We start from the raw sequence: 17,881 nt of genomic DNA, 5'->3' as shown, positions 1-17,881 counted from the left end.
CCGCCGTATGTTCCCCTCACCCTAACCCTCTCCCCGGAGGGGCGAGGGGATTGCTCAGTGCTCGCATTAATTTGTGGGGAACCCTCAGCCCACAGGGAGAGGGAGAATCTCATTTCGCAATTCCTGCGCTTTAACTTCTCGTTTCTTGATACTTACCCTGATAACTATTATCGTGACCGCGTGTGACGAGAGGTTTCCCCATGAGTGAAGAAGAACTGTTTAGCCGCAGGCCGATGGGCATGCGGATGGCGATGATCGTGCGCCAGTGGCGTGCCGTCATTGACGACGCCATTCTCGATACCGGGTTAACCCAGTCGAGCTGGACGGTGATGATGCAGCTGCATCAGCTCGGGGATAACGTCTCGGTGAGTGAGCTGGCGGAGGTGCAGGGCATTGAACTGCCGCCGCTAATGCGCACCCTGACACAGCTGGAAAAACAGGGTTACCTGCTGCGCACCGTCTCGCCGTATGACAAGCGCATCCGGCTTCTGACGCTGACGCCTGAGGGAAAAGCTGTACTTAACAGGCTCACCCAGGTAATTGAGACGCTTCAGACGCGCGTATCGCAAAACATCGCGCCTGAACATCTCGACATTTTCAGCGCCACCCTGAATCAAATCGCCTGCAATTTGCGGACAATCCGCGAAGAAGATAACAAGACCGAAAAATAATGACTCCTGAACAAAAGTTTGCCCGCTGGGTAAGGGTAAGTATTGCCTCTTTCCTGCTGATGTTTGTCTACTTTATCGTCGCGGATATCTGGATCCCGCTGACGCCGGATTCCACCGTGATGCGCGTGGTGACGCCGGTGTCTGCCCGTGTCTCCGGCTATGTGGCGGCGGTCCATGTCCACAACAATAGCCAGGTGAAGAAAGGCGATCTGCTGTTTGAGCTCGACGACACCCCGTTTCGCAATAAAGTGGAAGCGGCGCAGATCGCGCTCGAGCAGGCTCGCCTTTCCAACGAACAACTGGACGCGCAGATCGCCGCCGCGCAGGCCAGCCTGAAGACCGCCGTGCTGACCGCGCGTAACGACAAAGTGACTTTCGACCGCTACCAGAAACTGAGCACCCTGCAGAACGTGTCGCAGGCGGATCTGGATAAGGTCCGCACTACCTGGCAGAGCAGCGAGCAGTCCGTCAGCTCGATTCAGGCGAATATTCATAACCTGCGCATTCAGCGCGGCGAGCGGAATGAACACCGTAACGTGACGCTGCAAAAATACCGTAACGCGCTGGATGAAGCGGAGCTGAATCTTGGCTGGACGAAGGTCTACGCCGAGGCGGACGGCACGGTGAGTAATCTGCAATTAAGCCCCGGTTTTTACGCCTCGTCCGGTTCGGCAGCGCTGGCGCTGGTGAATATGCAGACGGATATTGTGGCGGATTTCCGCGAGAAGAGCCTGCGTCATACCCACCAGGGGACCGACGCCGCCGTGGTGTTTGACGCCTTTCCGGGACGGGTTTTCCGCGCCCACGTGACCAGCAGTGACGCGGGGATCCTCGCCGGTCAGGAAGCCGTTAACGGTCAACTTTCTGAACCGGAAACCTCTAACCGCTGGGTGCGCGATGCCCAGCGAATGCGCATTCACGTGGCGCTGGACGAAGCCTTACCGAAGTCGCTGCCGACCGGCGCGCGCGCCACCGTGCAGCTCTACAACAGCGAAGGGCCCTTTGCGCGCTTCTTCTCCGGGATGCAAATCCATCTGGTGAGCCTGCTTCACTATGTCTATTAGCACCCTGGCGCGGGTATTTACCCCGCACGGCAACATCGTCTACACGGCAAACGACTTCCGCCAGACCCTGCGCATCGTCTTTGCCGGGATGATTGCGCTCAGTATTTCGAGCTTCTACAACACCAGCTACGGCGTGTTTTTTGTGGTCTACCCGATCATGCTGCTGTCGCTGGTGCCGGTGTTTAACCGCCACGTGGCGAAGCAGTTTATCTTCAGCGCATCGCTCAACTGCGTCGAAATGGTGATCATCATCGGCTTTCTGTCGCAATGGCCGGTCATTATGACGCTGGTGGTCTTTGCCCTGTACGTGATGCGCTTTCGCTTTATGAGCAAGGGGCCGCTGTTTCTGTTCGGTTCGATGGGCGTGGTGTGCCAGAGCGTAATGCTCAACTTTATGAGCTACCCCACCACCAACTGGCACACGCTTTTGTTCTCCAACATTGAAGCGAGCGTGATGGCGGTGTGTCTGAGCGCGCTGATGAATTACCTGCTGCCGGACGTGGAGCCACGTAAGCCGCCGCCGCTGATAGAGAAAGACGATGCCCGCGTGCGCCACGAGTCGCTGCTCTCCGGCACCGTGGCGACGCTGATTTTCGTGGTATTTCAGATGAGCGACTTAAGCGATTCGCTCTCGGCACTGATGGCGGGCATTCTGATCCTGTTCCCGATGCACTACCGCGGCGCGGTCATGAGCTCCATCTGGCGCGTGGTCGGCGTGGTGCTGGGCTGTCTCTATATCCTCGTCGTTCAGCTTATTCTGTACGATCACAGCAGCCATATGCTGCTGATGATGCCGCTGATCGGCCTCGGGCTGGCATTTGGCGCGCGCCTGCACGTGATGGAGAAGGTCGGGGCCGGGGTGGGATTTTCCAGCATTACCACCATCGGCATTATGTTCGGGCAAAACATGCATCCGGACAGCGATCTGGTGTTCAGCGATCTGTACCGCATCACCTCCGTTACCTTCGCGCTGGTGGTCACGCTGACGATGGTCTTTCTGGTGCACTTGATCCTGAACCGCTTCGAGGCGACGCGCTACGTTATCGCGCCCCCAAAAGCGGATTAATGCCCCAGCACGGCGGGCAACTGAGAAAGTAAAAACAGGATCAGGCCAATCGTTCCGCCTACCAGGGTACCGTTTACGCGAATGAACTGAAGATCTTTACCGATATTGAGTTCTATCTGGCGTGACATATCTTTGGCGTCCCAGCTTTTCACCGTGTCGCTGATATGGCGCTTCAGGAACGCCGCAAAATCCGGCGCGACGCGGTGCGCGGCCTGCTCCAGATGCTCGTTCAACGACGCACGCAGGCTGGCATCATTCGACAGCGTCTCACCAAACCACAGCCCGGCGTTGGCGATACGTTGCTTCACGCGGGAATCGTCGCTCTGCATGTCATTTTTCAGCCACTGGCGCAGGTCAGCCCACATTTCACCCAGGTAGCGGTTAAATGCTTCATCATTCTTCAGATAGTGCTTGATATTGTCGGCTTTGGCCGTCATCTCCGGGTCGTTTTTCAGGTTGTCGATAAACTTCAGCGTGGCGCGGTCAAATGCCCGACGGATCTGGTGCGTGCGGTCGTGGCTGATATCATCCAGTAGCGTGTTCACCGCGTTCGACACCATCTCTGCGCTCTGATCGCCCAGCCACTCGGTGGGCAGCACCATCGCCTTGCGCGGATGCTCGGTCTTCAGCCAGTGGACGATCTGGTCAGAGATAAATTCCCGCGTGCTCTCGCGCTGAATCAGGGTAATCAGACGGTTGATGATGGCGTCCAGCAGCACCTGGTGACGGTTGTTTTTGGTCATGCTTTCCAGCATGACGGCGCTGGTCTCGGTTAAATCGACCTTGTCGATAGCCTTATGCACCGCGCGTTTGAGCAGGCGCTGAATGCGCCCGTCGTCAGTTAGCTCAAGAAAACCGCTCATCACCTGCATCAGATGCAGCCCGACGCGCTGGGCGTTGTCGGGCTTGCTGAACCAGACACCAATCATCTGGGCCGGCTCGTAGCGGCGAATTAATGCGACCAGCGACTGGGTATCCAGAAACTTTTCCTGCACGAACTGGCCAAGATTGTCGCCGATGCGGTCCTTATTGCGCGGGATAATCGCCGTATGGCGCGAGATAAAGGGAATTGGCACCCGGCGGAACAGCGCGACAACGGCAAACCAGTCCGCCAGCGCGCCGACCATCGCCGCCTCGGCAATAGCTTTTGCGCCGCGTACCCAGAAGGTTTGCGGCAGGAACAGGGTAGTGATAAAGGCCGCAGCGGCAATCAGCAGCAGCGACAGCGCGAGAAGCTTGGCGCGTTTGAGTTCGGTATGTTTTTCCATGGGTTAAGGATAGAGGGATACGGGGGAAAAGTGCAAAAACCGCCACAGCACCCACCCACCAAACCCCATCAATACCACCCCCGCCATGCGCTCTATCAGCCAGAGCGAACGGCTGAGCTTTCGCTGAACCGCCGGTAACCCCATCAGCGACACCAGCGCAAAATCCCATACCAGTACTACCATCACCATCCAGACGCCGCAGGTCGCCTGCTGAAGCAGCGTGACGTCCGGCCCGAGTAACGCCGTCATCAGCGCCAGGTAGAACAACGCGTTTTTGGGATTCAACAGCGCCGAACCCAGCCCCAGCAGGATCTGCTTACGCAGCGAGGGGCAGCGCTCATGTGTTTCATTTAGCGTCAGCGTCTGCGGTCGGCTGCGTACAAGATGCGAGCCGATCCAGAGCAAATACAGTGCGCCGGATAATTCAATCAACGTGAACAGCCACGCGAACTGACGCAGCGCGCTCCATCCCATAATGACCAGCAAAATGTAAAGCCCGTTTCCTGCCGCTATCCCGATGCACAATCCGGCGCTGCCGCGCAGTCGGTAGCGGGCGGCGTAGCCCATCAGCAGGAAAAAATCCGGGCCCGGGCTTAACAGGGCAACAAAATGCGCCAGCGCCAGGGCGAGAAAAGCGGAAGGGAAGAACAGTTCCATAGCGACCTCAGAATGCAAAACTGGGGCCAGATTACGGAAACACAGAACTTATTTATTGTCTGATATTGATCGGCCCGTAGCGTACTGGCGCGGTGTGGCGGCGGTGTAGCGCACAAAGGTCTTATGAAAATGGCTCTGGTCAGCAAACCCGCTCTGGTAGCCGACATCGGCGATATCATCCCCGGCACGCAGCCGCGCTTTGGCGTACTCTACGCGGAAGATATTGAGGAAGCTGCCAGGCGTCAGGCCCGTGTCCTTCTTGAAGGTACGGATCAGCGTCTCCTTTCGCAGCGAGAATCGTTGCGCAAGTGCGTCGAGGGAAGGCGGGCTGGAAAGACTGGAAAGAAATGCCTGCTGAACCTGCTGGCTGGTTGATCCAGGCTTTTCTGCCTCATCCATGCAATGGGGAAGGGCAGCAAGCAACCTGTTCACGGACGCAGGGGACATCCTCTCAACAACTTCCCGGTAATACATAAACAGCGTAGCGTTGCGAATCACCTGAACCGCAAGGGGAAGGTCCGTATCGATATAAAGCATATGATAACTACGCGGCTGCCCGGCAACAGGGTTGCAGCTGTGTGGGACATAAGCCGGGATCACAATCAGGTCCCCGGGCTGGAGGATGTATTCTCTGCCATTACACACGCAGCATGTCTGGCCTTCCACAATTGCGCCGATGGAGAGCTGAGGGTGGCAATGGCGTTTGTACGCCTGCATGCTCTGCCACGTGCTGCGTAGTTCAAGGCCCGAGGCGCGGTGAAAGGTCTGACGGATGTGGCGGGTATCGGTCATAGCAACTCCTTATGAAGGTTTTTTATACCACGCCAGCCACGGTATGGCATCGCTTTACTCAGAACCTTCCGGATATACCCAACTTTACGTCCATAGCCAGTCATGTTGACTACCCTTAATACCCTAAGCGGTAAAACATGGAGATTCGATATGGCTTATCAGACAGTAAATCCTGCCACTAACCAGCTCATCAAAGAATATCCCTCCCACACTGACGCAGATGTTGAAGCGGCGCTGAAGGCAGCCGATGCGCTCTATCACTCCGACTGGGCGAAAGGCGACATAAGCCAGCGCCTGCCGGTGCTGCATAAGCTGGCGGACCTGATCGACGAACGCGTGGAGGAGCTGGCGAAAATCGCCAGCCAGGAGATGGGTAAGCTCATCGAACAGAGCCGCGGCGAGGTGAAGCTGTGCGCGCAAATCGCCCGCTACTATGCGGACAACGCGAAGCAGTTCCTGGCCCCGGTGAAGTATGACTCTGAACTCGGGGAAGCATGGGTTGAACATCACCCCATCGGCGTGCTGATGGCCGTCGAACCATGGAACTTCCCATACTATCAGTTGATGCGCGTTCTGGCGCCAAACCTGGCGGCGGGTAACCCTGTCATCGCTAAACACGCCAGCATTGTGCCGCACTGTGCGGAAACCTTCGCCCATCTGGTGCGTGAGGCGGGCGCGCCGGAAGGGGCGTGGACCAACCTGTTTATCTCGTCCGATCAGGTGGCGAACATCATCGCTGACGATCGCGTACAGGGCGCGGCGCTAACCGGTTCAGAAAAAGCGGGCAGCGTGGTAGCGGCCCAGGCAGCGAAGCACATTAAGAAATCCACGCTGGAGCTTGGCGGTAACGACGTATTCGTGGTGCTCGACGATGCGGACCTGGATAAGGCGGTGAAGATCGGCGTTAACGCGCGGCTCAACAACGCCGGGCAGGTCTGTACCGCGGCGAAGCGCTTTATCCTGCATGAAAAGATTGCCGATGCCTTCCTGAGCAAATTCACCGAGGCATTTAAGCAGGTGAAGATTGGCGATCCGCTGGACGAAAGCACCACGCTGGGGCCGCTGTCCTCTAAAGACGCGCTCGACACGTTGACCAAACAGGTTAACGAGGCGGTGAAAAACGGCGCTACGCTGCACTATGGCGGCAAACCTGTGCAGCGAGACGGGAGCTTCTTTGAGCCGACCATCCTGACCAACATCTCACGCGACAACCCGGCGTACTTCGAAGAGTTCTTTGGCCCGGTAGCGCAGATTTACGTGGTGAAAAACGACGACGAGGCGGTCGCGCTGGCGAACGACTCTCACTACGGCCTGGGCGGAGCGGTGTTCAGCCAGGATATTGAGCGCGCGAAGAAGATGGCATCGCGTATTGAGACCGGTATGGTGTACATCAACTGGCTCACCGATACGGCGGCAGAACTGCCGTTCGGCGGCGTAAAACGTTCGGGTTACGGACGCGAGCTGTCGGACCTGGGGATCAAAGAGTTTGTGAACCAGAAACTGGTGGTTGTTCGCAAGTAATGTCGGACATAAAAAAACCTGCCATCCGGCAGGTTTTTTATTAACAGTCTCATCGCCTTTTTTGCCGGGTGGCGCTGCGCTTACCCGGCCTACATGGTGCAATAATATTCATAAATTGCACCCTTCATTGTAGGCCCGTGCAAGCGTAGCGCCGCCGGGCGAAACGGGCAAACAGGCTTAGAAGGACACGCCACCGCCAACATATGCGCCGTCAATCAGCGTGTGGTTAGGACGACCGTCTTTACCATCAACGCTCACGTGACGATAACCCACCTTCAGCGTCACCGGCTTCACTGGCGTCCAGCTTACGCCACCGTTCGCTTCAACGTAGTTTTTCACGCTGTTGTTCAGGCCGTCTGGCGCAACGTAGCCTTCACCGAATACCCTGATGCTGTCGGTCAGGGCAACGTTCACACCGCCGCCGACCGGGAACGCCACGCCGTTATCGCCTTTTTTCGGGCCAACGTAGAGGGCCTTAGCGCCTGCGTTCAGCATCACCGGGCCGACTTCAAAGTTGTAGCCTGCACCTACGCCACCGGTTGTGGTGCCGTCATCTGTGTTTTTCAGCCAGCTACCTTCGGTGTACAGACCGGAGGTTGATTTCCCCATTTCCACATTCAGGTTGGTAAAGTTTTTACCCTGCTCAATGCTGCCGCCCATGGCCAGTGCGGAGCCCGATACGGCAGTCAGAGCGGAAAGAAGGAGAACGTTGAGCTTTTTCATGAGTTTTTCCTCGTCATCAAATTAATCTGAGGGCACCTTAACAAGAGCTGTTTATCTCTGCAAATGCGATGCTTGTCACGTTTTTATGCTGATTTTGTTTGATTTTTGAATTTTAAATGTTGTTCGAATGTTGACCCGGCAAGGAGTCAATACGTAATGCATTCGCGTTTAGGAAGGGTTCAGGATTCTCATTAAACGTACCCTGAACGGGTCGGAAAAATTAGTTCAGGATGAATTAATTGAGTTTCTAATAATTTCCAAAAGTGTTTCAGTTGTCACAGATAAAGACACAGGTTTACATTTCTGGAGGTGGCTATACGCCCCGTCGTGCCGAACCGCTTTCACCATGTCATTTTTCTGACACGTTTCTTCATTACGTTGTTGGCTTCACTTACTGGGTGCTAACACTATGAAAAGAAAAATCATTCCTGTGCTAATTGGTTGTGCGCTCTCTTTCTCTGGCCTGGCGGCACAGCCAACCGCGGAGCGTTACGTCGTCAGTTTTCCCGAAGGCGCGCATGTCAAATACAGCGGTGCGTTTGCCAGCGCGTTTCCGAACGGGCTGCCTGTGGGGATTGGCTCTGGCCTGCTGTTTATGGGCAAGCAGGGCGACGCCTTGACGTTTACGACCGTGACCGATCGCGGTCCTAACGCGGATTCGCCAAAAATGGGGAAAAATGACGCTAAAATTTTTGTTACCCCGGATTTCGCCCCGCAGCTAATGACGATCCGCGTGCAAAACGGTAAAGCGGAGGCCGTGGACGCGCGTCCTTTGCATGACGATAAAGGCGAAATCAACGGTCTGCCGCTGCAAAGTGGCGTGATTGGTTCCACCAATGAAATCGCGCTAAGCGACACCTTAAAAGTGCTGAAAGGCGATAACCGCGGGCTGGATACGGAAGGCATCACGCCGGACGGGAAGGGCGGTTACTGGCTGTGCGATGAGTATGGCCCGTTCCTGATTAATATTGACAGTAAAGGGAAAATCCTCGCGATCCACGGCCCACAGGCGGCGGAAGGGGAGAAATCCATCGCGGGCGGTCTGCCAAATGTTATCAAATGGCGCCAGGCAAACCGGGGATTTGAAGGCCTGACTCGCATGCCGGACGGACGTATTATCGCCGCTGTCCAGAGTACGTTGGATATCGACGGGAAGAGCAAAAAGCAGGCGCTGTTTACTCGACTGGTCAGCTTCGATCCGGCGACCGGAAAAACCGCGATGTACGGCTACCCTGTCGACAGCGCGGCCTACAGCAAAAACAGCGACGCCAAAATCGGCGATATCGTGGCGCTGGATAACCACACTATCCTGCTGATTGAACAGGGCGAAGATAAAAACGACGCAATGCGTAACCTCATCTACAGGGTGGATCTGAGCAAGGCGAGCGATCTGGCCGCCTTCGACAAGCCGGGCGAATACCCGGAATTTGACGATGAGAAAACGCTGGCGCAGCGCGGCATTTCACTTGCGGAAAAAACGCAGGTGGTCGATCTGCGTGCGCTGGGCTGGCAGCAGGAAAAAGCCGAAGGGCTGGCGCTGATTGACGACAAAACGCTGGCGGTGGCGAACGATAATGACTTTGGCGTGAAGGTGGCGATGCACAACCCGGCCGAGGGCAAGAAGCTCAAGGATTATCGGGTGAACGCGGAAGGCAAGCTGACGCTGGATGACAAAGCGGTTGAAACTACCCTCAGCGTCAAGCCGCTGAAGAAGCCGGAGTCCGACAGCGAGCTGTGGATTGTGACGCTGCCGGAGGCGTTGAAATAATATTGGACTTTACCCCTCACCCTGGCCCTCTCCCCACAGGGGAGAGGGGATTGTTCGGTGCAGATACTTTTCAACGCGGAATAGTTAGATCGACTTAACGCTCTTTTCCCAGGTCTCGACCAGATGATCTCGCAGGCTTCCGGTTCCGTGCATTGTCACCAGAAGATTCTGTCGTGCGCGGGTAATGCCGACGTAAAGGCGCTTGATATCGTCACTCAGATCTTCACTGTCCCTTTCCTTTGCCGCATCCATAATGGCGACCGAATTAAACTCAAGCCCCTTGCTGCTGGGCAGCGGCATGACGCAGAGGTAATCATTCTGCGGGGACCAGTGCTTTTTATCATCGCTGGAGACAATCATCTGGTATGGGATCTTGCGGGCTTCAAGCCTTGGCGCGAGCATGCCTGAAATGCTGTAGGTTGAGGGGCACAGTATGGCGATTTCTGACCACGCAACACCTTCCTGTCGCTGCTCTGTGACCCAATCGAGGACGCGCGTAATCTCCTCGTCCTGATTATCAAAGCTGGCCAGCGCGGGATACTTCCCGGACAGGCCACCTGCGGCAGGCTGCTGGTATTTGAGAGAAGCTTCTATGTGATTATTGAGATAATTAAATGCTACGCTGCTGGCAAAATGGAGTATTTGCCGGGTGTTGCGATAATTGGTATCCAAAATAGTTGTACGGCCCTGAGCCTTTATATCGACGCTGGACAGGGTAAAATCGAGAGCTTTCTTTTTCTGATAAATTGACTGAGCGTCATCGTACAGAAACAGCAGGGAGCTATCTTTATTGTCCGGCATTTTGGCGAGGATTCTTAGCCATTCCGGTTTAAAATCGTGTCCTTCATCTATCAAAACGGCGCTGTACTGCTCCGGTTTGATTGCTCCCTCTTCAAATGCCACCGTCAGCGCATTTTCCATCAGCTCAATAAAGTTTTTGCTCCTGGGGGGAAGACGCCGATGCGCGTTTAATTGCTGATAACACCAGGCGTGGAAATGGATAACTTCGACGGGAAGTCTGAGGCTATGCTGTTCGAGCTGCGCTTTGAGTTTTTTAGCCAGCGTAATGTTGTAGCAAATCACCAGTATCGGTTTGGTGTTTTCAATGTTGTTGGCAAGCTCAATACATCGGTGGTGCAAAATGAGCGTTTTGCCCGAACCAGCCACGCCATGAATTACCCTGTGTCCCGCCCCCATACTTCTGGCGAGTTGTTCCTGGTTCCTGTCCATCATGCATACCACATCAGGGGTGTGGAAAGTAAAATTATCCAGGTCAACCCGCGTAACGGATGGGTTAATGCGGACATCGGGATAAAGATGCCACCGGATGCGGTCGAGCTGCTGTGGTGTTGTGTTATGAACAAAGTGATGTTTGAGAAGGGATTCGAGCCGGCCAGAGATTTGTTCTCGAGTCATAAACTCGTTGAGTTCGTCTTTGCATATCACCTGGCTGGCGGGCAATATTTCATTCAACTCCTCAGGTGTAAAACTCTTTTCCAGCTGTGCCCGAGTGATGTTGCTCAAATAAACACCGTATCCATACGGCATAATAAAACCGCCCTCATGCTCTCCCTGTTTCTGGCGAAGCAGGGGATCTTTTTTCAGGCTATTGATGATATGAAAGGTATATTGTCGAACTTGTTCGAGTGGGTTCTTCAACGGCTCTATGCCGTTTTTGGTTTCATAATTAATATGGGTTTTATTAGCCGATTTTATTTTTGTGATATACCAGTCTTTCACTTCTATAAACAGCAGCCCTTTATCGGGGGCCAGAATCACAAAATCAGGATGATCGTCTTTGTCTCCCATTCGGGTATCATACCAGCAGGTACATTGTTCGCTGAGCCCACCCTCCAGAAGCCTTGCCAGTCTTTTTTCTCCTGCCGTAATTTTCTCGCTACAGCTGCTAACCGTGGGAATAATGATTGCCATATTACGCCTACCAATTCATGAAAATTATATAAATCCAATTGATTAATATTGTAACCAATATTAATCAAAGCATGATTTCATTCATGATAAGAACATTAACAGACAATATTGCAAACAGAAAGGGCGAAACCCGCATTTTGCCTTAATGAAATACGCCCCCTTTACTGTTTAAAAGGGAGCGACGATTTACTTTTTCAGTCCCGCAAACGCTGCCCGAATTTCCTCTTCCGGCAGCTGTATTCCAATAAACACCATCACGCTGTGCGGCGGTTCATCGCCCCACGGACGATCCCAGTCGGCGCTGTACAGGCGCTGCACGCCCTGGAACAGCAGGCGGTTCGGCTCGCCGTCGATCCACAGCATTCCTTTATAGCGCAGCAGCTTGTCGGCAAACGACAGCAGCAGGTTCTCCATCACGCGCGAGACCTCGCTGATGTCCACCGGGTAGTCCAGCTCCACCACAATCGACGCTACGTCGTTTTGCTTGTCTGCCATAAAGTGGAAGCGCGGTTTCGCGGTGACGTTCTCCTCCAGCATAAAGCCGTTGGTGTTGAACAGCTGAGACAGGTCGATATCGCCGTGCGTCACGGTATAAATGGGTGCGCGCGAGTTGATGCGCGTCAGGCGCTCACGCAGTTTTTCGCTTTCACCCGCCACGTCGGTTTTGGTCAGCAGAATGCGGTCGGCGTAGCCAATCTGAGACTGGGCGATGGTGAACTGGTTCATCTGCTCGTCGGCATGGACCGCGTCGACCAGGGCGACGACGCCGTCCAGCAGGTAGCGCTGGCACAGAATGTCGTGGGAGAAAAAGGTCTGAATAATCGGGCCGGGGTCGGCCATGCCGGTGCACTCGATCACCAGACGGTCGAAGACGATGTCACCGCGATCGCGGCTGTCGAGCAGGTCCAGCAGGGCGTCTTCTAATTCACTGGAGCGGGTGCAGCAGATGCAGCCGTTGGTCAGGGTTTTGATCTGCGTGGCGCGGTCGCCAATCAGCTGATCGTCAACGGAGACTTCGCCAAATTCGTTTTCAATGACGGCGATTTTGAAGCCGTGCTGTTCATTCAGGATGTGGCGCAGCAGGGTGGTTTTACCGGCGCCGAGAAAACCGGTCAGCAGGGTAACGGCAATCGGGGTCATGGTTTCTCCTTTAGCAGCAGCGGACGCCGCCTTCTCCACTTCCGCCGTAGCGCGCTTCCTGACGCTCGCGGAAGAATTCAGTGTAGGTCATGTACGGCTTATCCGGATGGTTGGTCTTCATATGCTCAACGTAGTTGTCATAGTCCGGAATGCCAATCAGCATTTTCGCCGCCTGACCGAGGTATTTTTTTGCTTCGCCTAAGTTACCAAACATAACGTGTCCTGATAAGAAAAAGCCCGGTGGCGCTACGCTTACCGGGCCTACAGTAACGTTGTAGGGCGGGGCAGCGCAGCGCCACCCGCCATTTTATTAATGGTGTGAAGACGTCTTCACGCCGCCTTCCGGCACCGGCACGTACGGGGTTTCTTTGTCCGTACGGCCATCGGCATTACGCACTTTCATCCAGGTTTTAATGCCGTAGAAGATAATGCTGTACACCACCACCAGGAACAGAATGCTCAGACCCGCGTTGGTGTAGTTGTTCACCACGATATGGTTCATGTTGGCAATCTGCTGCGCAGTCAGATCCGCGCCGCCTGCGGCAATCTTCTCTTTGTACTGGTTAGCCATGAAGAAGAAGCCTTCCAGCTGCGGGTTGGTGCTGAACAGTTTCAGACCCAGCGCCCAGGTAGTGCAGAGCAGCAGCCACAGCGCAGGCACCACGGTTACCCAGATGTATTTGGTGCGTTTCATCTTCACCAGGACAACGGTGCCCAGCACCAGGGCCACAGCCGCCAGCATCTGGTTAGAGATGCCGAACAGCGGCCACAGGCTCTTCACGCCGCCCAGCGGGTCAACAACGCCCTGATACAGCAGATAACCCCACAGACCTACGCAGCCCGCAGTACCCAGAACACCTGCTACCAGAGAGTCGGTTTTCTTCAGGAACGGCACGAAGTTACCCAGCAGATCCTGCAACATGAAGCGGCCTGCACGCGTACCGGCATCCAGCGCGGTGAGGATGAACAGCGCTTCAAACAGAATACCGAAGTGGTACCAGAAGCCCATGTCCGCCCACGGCAGCACTTTGTGGAACACGTGTGCGATACCCACCGCCAGCGTCGGTGCGCCACCTGCGCGGTTCAGCACGGATGGTTCGCCGATGTCTTTCGCGGTCTGCATAATCTGCTCAGGCGAAATCACGAAGCCCCAAGAGCTGACGGTCGCCGCCGCGTGTGCGCTGGCATCTTTCAGCTGCGCCATAATCAGCGCGGTATTTTCGCCGCCCATCTCATGCAGGTTTGGCATGGTGATGCCGAGACCCGCTGGTGGGGTGTTCATCGCGAAGTACAGGCCAGGCTCGATAATCGACGCCGCTACCAGCGCCATGATCGCCACGAAGGATTCCATCAGCATCGCGCCGTAACCGATGAAGCGCGCGTCGGTTTCGTTGGCCATCAGCTTCGGCGTGGTGCCGGAGGCGATCAGCGCGTGGAAGCCAGACACGGCACCGCAGGCAATGGTGATAAACAGGAACGGGAACAGGGCACCTTTCCACAGCGGACCGGTACCGTCAATGTACTGCGTCACCGCCGGCATTTTCAGCTCCGGGTTGATGATCACAATCCCGATTGCCAGCCCGACGATCACGCCGATTTTCAGGAAGGTCGCCAGGTAGTCACGCGGAGCCAGAATCAGCCACACCGGCAGCAGCGCTGAGATGAACGCGTAACCGATCAGCGCGAAGGTGATGGTGGTGTCTTTAAAGGTCAGCGCCGGGCCCCAGTACGGGTCGTGGGCAATCACACCGCCGAAGTAGATAGAGGCGACCAGCAGCACGATACCGATGACCGACACCTCGCCAACGCGGCCAGGGCGCAGGAAGCGCATGTAGATGCCCATGAACAGCGCAATCGGCACGGTAGAGCAGACGGTGAAGACGCCCCACGGACTTTCGGCCAGCGCTTTCACCACGATCAGGGCCAGCACTGCCAGGATGATGATCATGATCAGGAAGCAGCCGAACAGGGCGATGGTGCCCGGCACGCGGCCCATCTCCTCTTTGATCATCTCGCCCAGCGACGAACCGTTACGGCGCGAGGAGATAAACAGCACCATAAAGTCCTGCACCGCTCCCGCCAGCACCACGCCCGCCAGCAGCCAGAGCGTACCCGGCAGGTAGCCCATCTGCGCAGCCAGCACCGGACCGACCAGCGGACCCGCGCCTGCAATGGCGGCGAAGTGGTGACCAAACAGCACGTAACGGTTGGTTGGCACATAGTTCAGGCCGTCATTGTTAATGACCGCCGGGGTGGCGCGCGTCGGGTCGAGCTTCATGACCTTCTGCGCGATGTACAAGCTGTAGTAGCGATAAGCCACAAGATAGACGGAAACCGACGCGACCACGATCCACAGGGCGCTGACGTGCTCGCCCCGGCGTAATGCGACAACCGCCAGACAGAAAGCGCCGATGATCCCGAGGATGGCCCAGGGCACGTGCTTAAGTAGTTTTTTAGTATCCATAGTAAGACCTGGTTTTTTATGTAAAGAAAAAAGGGTCAGGGTTCGTTGTGAGGAGGTATTGATTAATGCTGGAGCGATCGTGCCAGATCCTCGCGCGTGTAAAGCACGGTAAATGGGTGAGTGGTTGAAAGCGATGCGTGAGCGGTCAAAAGCGAGGGTGAGTGGTTAAGGCTCACCCCCGGCGGGAGAAAATATGTGATTGAGATCACTGAGAATAATCTAGCCCTGCGGGGTTTCGTCGTTCGCATCAGGGCATTGCGTGCAGCGGCAGGGCTGATATGCGGGCAGCAGCTGATAGCGTCCTTTGCCGTCGTGTTCGATAATCGGGGAAAGGGCCTGTAAATCGCGGTACACCGTACGTTCGGTAATGCCAAATTTTTGCATCAGATCGCGGCGATTAACGCTTCCGTTGCGGTGCAGGGCAATAATGATGTCAACCAGACGTTCAGCCGAGCGGCTTCGGGGTGAAGGGGCCATAAGACTTTCCAGCGTTAAGGGGGCGGCTGACGACGTCGTCAGCCGCCCCGAAAAATTTATCTTATGGATAGTTAACGGCGCACCTTTGCGGAAACCTTAGCGTTTTTTTGTGCAACGGGATCAAACCGCGGCTTCCATCTCCATCATCACCGGGTGGAAACGGCGTTTGAAGTAGATCAGGCCGTGCCCCTCGCTGCTGAGGATGATGTTCTTAATCTCCACCAGGTAGACCAGATGGGTGCCGATGGTTTGCACCTGGGTTATCTCACCTTCCAGGCTTGCCAGGGCGCCTTTCAGCACCGGCTGCGCCAGCGATCCTTTCTGCCAGCAGGAGAGAGCAAAGCGCTCCTCCATGGCCATGCCGGTCATCCCGGCAAAGTGGCGGGCCATGATCTCCTGCTCGTGGTTCAGCACGTTGACGCACAGTTTGCCGTTGCCCTGGAAGACCGGGTTCATGGCGCTGTTGGCGTTGATGCAGACCATGACCGAGGGCGGGGTATCCGTGACCGAACAGACGGCGGTGGCGGTAATGCCGCAGCGGCCCGCATCGCCCTCGGTGGTGACCACATTCACCGCCGCCGACAGGCTGGCCATCGCGTCGCGAAAACGCAGGCGTTCTTCAGATTGCATTGAAACCTCCCGCTGCGTTATTTCAGCAGCTTATCCAGCATGTTGATATCAGTGTTGCTGTGCAGGTGCGGTACGGTCCAGCCGTGCTGGTCGTACTCGGACATGCAGCGGTCAACCATCGCCATCATCTTGTCCATGTTGCCGGAGCTTTGCGCCTGACGCAGGCATTGCAGGCGGATCTCATCCTGGCTACCGGAGTAGTTGATTTCGTACAGCTCGTGACGTCCGCCAAACTCGCTGCCGATGGCATCCCACATCAGTTTCAGAATCTTGATGCGTTCGACGTGATCCATCCCGTTGGAGCCGCGCACATACTTCGCCAGATACTGGTCGATCTGCGGGTTGTTCAGGTCCCGCGCGCTGGACGGCAGGTAGATCAGCCCGGAGGTCACGTTGCGTTCGATGATGTTCTTGATTTTCGCGTAGGCCATTGGCGCCATCACGCGGTAGGTCTGTAACGCCGCGTGGTCAGGCAAGTACGCGCCGTTTACCCACGGCGTGGCTTCGGAGCACATGGAGTCGCTCAGCGCCCAGAACATGTTGCGCCACGCCACCACTTCGCCGAGATCCGCCTGCACGCCGCGGAACTCGAGGGTGCCGGTACACTCCAGCGATTTCTTCAGCAGAGCGGTGATGAAGTCGAGCTTCACCGCCAGACGCACGCAGGCCTGAAGCGGGTACATGCGGGCGAAGCCACCTTCCATCGTCCAGCGACGGCAGCGGTCGAAATCGCGGTAGATCAGCACGTTTTCCCACGGGATCAGCACATGATCCATCACCAGAATGGCGTCGTTCTCGTCAAAGCGGCTGGAGAGCGGGTAGTCGTACGGGGAGCCGGTCGCCCCTGCCACCATCTCGTAAGAGGCGCGGGAGATCAGCTTCACCCCTTCGGCATCCATCGGCGCGACGAACATTAGCGCGAAGTCCGGGTTTTCGCCCATCACCTGCGCAGAGCCAAAACCAATCATGTTGTAGTGGGTCAGCGCAGAGTTGGTGGCCACCACTTTCGCGCCGCTGACGATGATCCCGGCGTCGGTCTCTTTCTCCAGCTTGATGTAAACGTCTTTCACCTCGTCCGCCGGTTTATGGCGGTCGATAGGCGGGTTGACGATGGCGTGGTTAAAGTACAGGCCGGTTTCCTGAATACGGGTGTACCAGTTGCGGGCGTTCTGCTCGAACTGACCGTAGAAGGCAGGGTTAGCCCCCAGTGCGCAGCCGAACGCGGCTTTGTAGTCTGGCGTGCGGCCCATCCAGCCGTAGCTCAGGCGCGACCACTCGGCGATGGCGTCGCGCTGCTGGCGCAGATCGTCGGCGCTTTTCGCCACGCGGAAGAATTTATGGGTGTAGCCGCCGCTGCCGGTGTCGGTGCCCCAGCAGAGTGTATCCTGCATGTCTGGCTTGTGCAGGGCATCGTACATCTGGGCGATGGACGCCGCCGCATTGCGAAATGCCGGGTGGGTAGTAACGTCCTTAACGCGCTCGCCGTAGATATAAATCTCACGGCCATCTTGCAGGCTTTTTAAATACTCTTCACCGGTTAACGGACGTTTGGCATTAGCGCGGAAATCTTCAGGCTTCATAGGGACCTCATATCGGAAGATGGTTGTTAAATTTATGTTTTGTTTTTGTTGTTTAATTGAAGCGTGAGAGGGGCGGAACGTGAAGGGACGATTGGGACAACGGCAGGTACTTTTCGGGTGGGATGTTG

The 17,881-nt window shown here is 56.0% G+C and carries 16 protein-coding genes; 5 read left to right on the top strand and 11 right to left on the bottom strand.

The genetic code is table 11. The annotated features are described in order from the left end of the window. Positions 1-200: 200 nt before the first annotated feature. From ACOTZP_RS06160 to ACOTZP_RS06150, 3 genes are read left to right on the top strand one after another with little or no spacing between them, the layout of a single operon-like run. Entirely contained in the window at positions 201-671 is a 471-nt protein-coding gene (locus ACOTZP_RS06160) for a MarR family winged helix-turn-helix transcriptional regulator (RefSeq protein ID WP_022646938.1), read from the top strand. Next, complete coding sequence (locus ACOTZP_RS06155) at positions 668-1,735, top strand: HlyD family secretion protein (RefSeq protein WP_271075397.1); 1,068 nt, start codon at positions 668-670, stop codon at positions 1,733-1,735. The genes ACOTZP_RS06160 and ACOTZP_RS06155 overlap by 4 nt, the downstream gene beginning before the upstream one ends. Further along, entirely contained in the window at positions 1,725-2,801 is a 1,077-nt protein-coding gene (locus ACOTZP_RS06150; RefSeq protein ID WP_022646940.1) for a DUF2955 domain-containing protein, read from the top strand. The genes ACOTZP_RS06155 and ACOTZP_RS06150 overlap by 11 nt, the downstream gene beginning before the upstream one ends. Here the strand turns inward: ACOTZP_RS06150 and ACOTZP_RS06145 are convergent. From ACOTZP_RS06145 to ACOTZP_RS06135, 3 genes are read right to left on the bottom strand one after another with little or no spacing between them, the layout of a single operon-like run. Further along, entirely contained in the window at positions 2,798-4,069 is a 1,272-nt protein-coding gene (locus ACOTZP_RS06145; protein ID WP_271075396.1) for a DUF445 domain-containing protein, read from the bottom strand. The two genes, ACOTZP_RS06150 and ACOTZP_RS06145, sit on opposite strands and share 4 nt — an antisense overlap. Positions 4,070-4,072: 3 nt before the next feature. Beyond that, positions 4,073-4,726 (bottom strand): LysE family translocator, encoded by a 654-nt coding sequence (locus tag ACOTZP_RS06140; protein ID WP_271075395.1) that lies wholly within the window; start codon positions 4,724-4,726, stop codon positions 4,073-4,075. A 48-nt stretch (positions 4,727-4,774) separates the two neighbouring features. Beyond that, positions 4,775-5,518, bottom strand: a complete 744-nt coding sequence (locus ACOTZP_RS06135) for a helix-turn-helix domain-containing protein (RefSeq protein WP_126502852.1) — start codon at positions 5,516-5,518, stop codon at positions 4,775-4,777. 150 nt (positions 5,519-5,668) lie between these two features. Between ACOTZP_RS06135 and ACOTZP_RS06130 the strand changes: the two genes are divergently transcribed. Beyond that, positions 5,669-7,039: an NAD-dependent succinate-semialdehyde dehydrogenase gene (locus tag ACOTZP_RS06130; protein ID WP_023305391.1), complete on the top strand. Its 1,371-nt coding sequence runs from the start codon at positions 5,669-5,671 to the stop codon at positions 7,037-7,039. Between the two features lie 177 nt (positions 7,040-7,216). Here ACOTZP_RS06130 and ACOTZP_RS06125 read toward each other — a convergent pair whose 3' ends face one another. Further along, positions 7,217-7,762 carry a YfaZ family outer membrane protein gene (locus ACOTZP_RS06125; protein WP_023299248.1) on the bottom strand — a complete coding sequence of 182 codons (546 nt, stop codon included), beginning with the start codon at positions 7,760-7,762 and terminating at the stop codon, positions 7,217-7,219. A 409-nt stretch (positions 7,763-8,171) separates the two neighbouring features. Between ACOTZP_RS06125 and ACOTZP_RS06120 the strand changes: the two genes are divergently transcribed. Further along, entirely contained in the window at positions 8,172-9,530 is a 1,359-nt protein-coding gene (locus tag ACOTZP_RS06120; protein ID WP_271075394.1) for an esterase-like activity of phytase family protein, read from the top strand. 84 nt (positions 9,531-9,614) lie between these two features. Here ACOTZP_RS06120 and ACOTZP_RS06115 read toward each other — a convergent pair whose 3' ends face one another. The 7 genes from ACOTZP_RS06115 to hpaB all read right to left on the bottom strand — a co-directional run bounded on the left by ACOTZP_RS06115 (position 9,615) and on the right by hpaB (position 17,753). Continuing rightward, the gene (locus ACOTZP_RS06115) at positions 9,615-11,462 is read right to left on the bottom strand and encodes a 3'-5' exonuclease (protein WP_023299250.1); all 1,848 of its coding nucleotides are present in this window, start codon (positions 11,460-11,462) and stop codon (positions 9,615-9,617) included. A gap of 186 nt (positions 11,463-11,648) precedes the next feature. After that, positions 11,649-12,602, bottom strand: coding sequence for a GTPase (yjiA, locus tag ACOTZP_RS06110; RefSeq protein ID WP_038415244.1), 954 nt, complete (start codon positions 12,600-12,602; stop codon positions 11,649-11,651). A 10-nt stretch (positions 12,603-12,612) separates the two neighbouring features. Continuing rightward, positions 12,613-12,816 (bottom strand): YbdD/YjiX family protein, encoded by a 204-nt coding sequence (locus ACOTZP_RS06105; RefSeq protein ID WP_003856610.1) that lies wholly within the window; start codon positions 12,814-12,816, stop codon positions 12,613-12,615. Between the two features lie 96 nt (positions 12,817-12,912). Beyond that, positions 12,913-15,066: a carbon starvation CstA family protein gene (locus tag ACOTZP_RS06100; RefSeq protein WP_022646950.1), complete on the bottom strand. Its 2,154-nt coding sequence runs from the start codon at positions 15,064-15,066 to the stop codon at positions 12,913-12,915. Positions 15,067-15,285: 219 nt separating this feature from the next. Continuing rightward, complete coding sequence (locus ACOTZP_RS06095) at positions 15,286-15,543, bottom strand: HTH domain-containing protein (RefSeq protein WP_022646951.1); 258 nt, start codon at positions 15,541-15,543, stop codon at positions 15,286-15,288. Between the two features lie 120 nt (positions 15,544-15,663). Continuing rightward, positions 15,664-16,173 carry a 4-hydroxyphenylacetate 3-monooxygenase reductase subunit gene (locus tag ACOTZP_RS06090; protein ID WP_271075393.1) on the bottom strand — a complete coding sequence of 170 codons (510 nt, stop codon included), beginning with the start codon at positions 16,171-16,173 and terminating at the stop codon, positions 15,664-15,666. Between the two features lie 17 nt (positions 16,174-16,190). Then, entirely contained in the window at positions 16,191-17,753 is a 1,563-nt protein-coding gene (hpaB, locus tag ACOTZP_RS06085; protein WP_421633675.1) for a 4-hydroxyphenylacetate 3-monooxygenase, oxygenase component, read from the bottom strand. Positions 17,754-17,881: the final 128 nt, after the last annotated feature.

Source organism: Enterobacter cloacae complex sp. SYL001, assembly GCF_049237025.1.
GTDB lineage: Bacteria > Pseudomonadota > Gammaproteobacteria > Enterobacterales > Enterobacteriaceae > Enterobacter > Enterobacter intestinihominis.
Note: the sequence above shows the minus strand (reverse complement) of the source record. Positions and strands in the feature narration are given on the sequence as shown.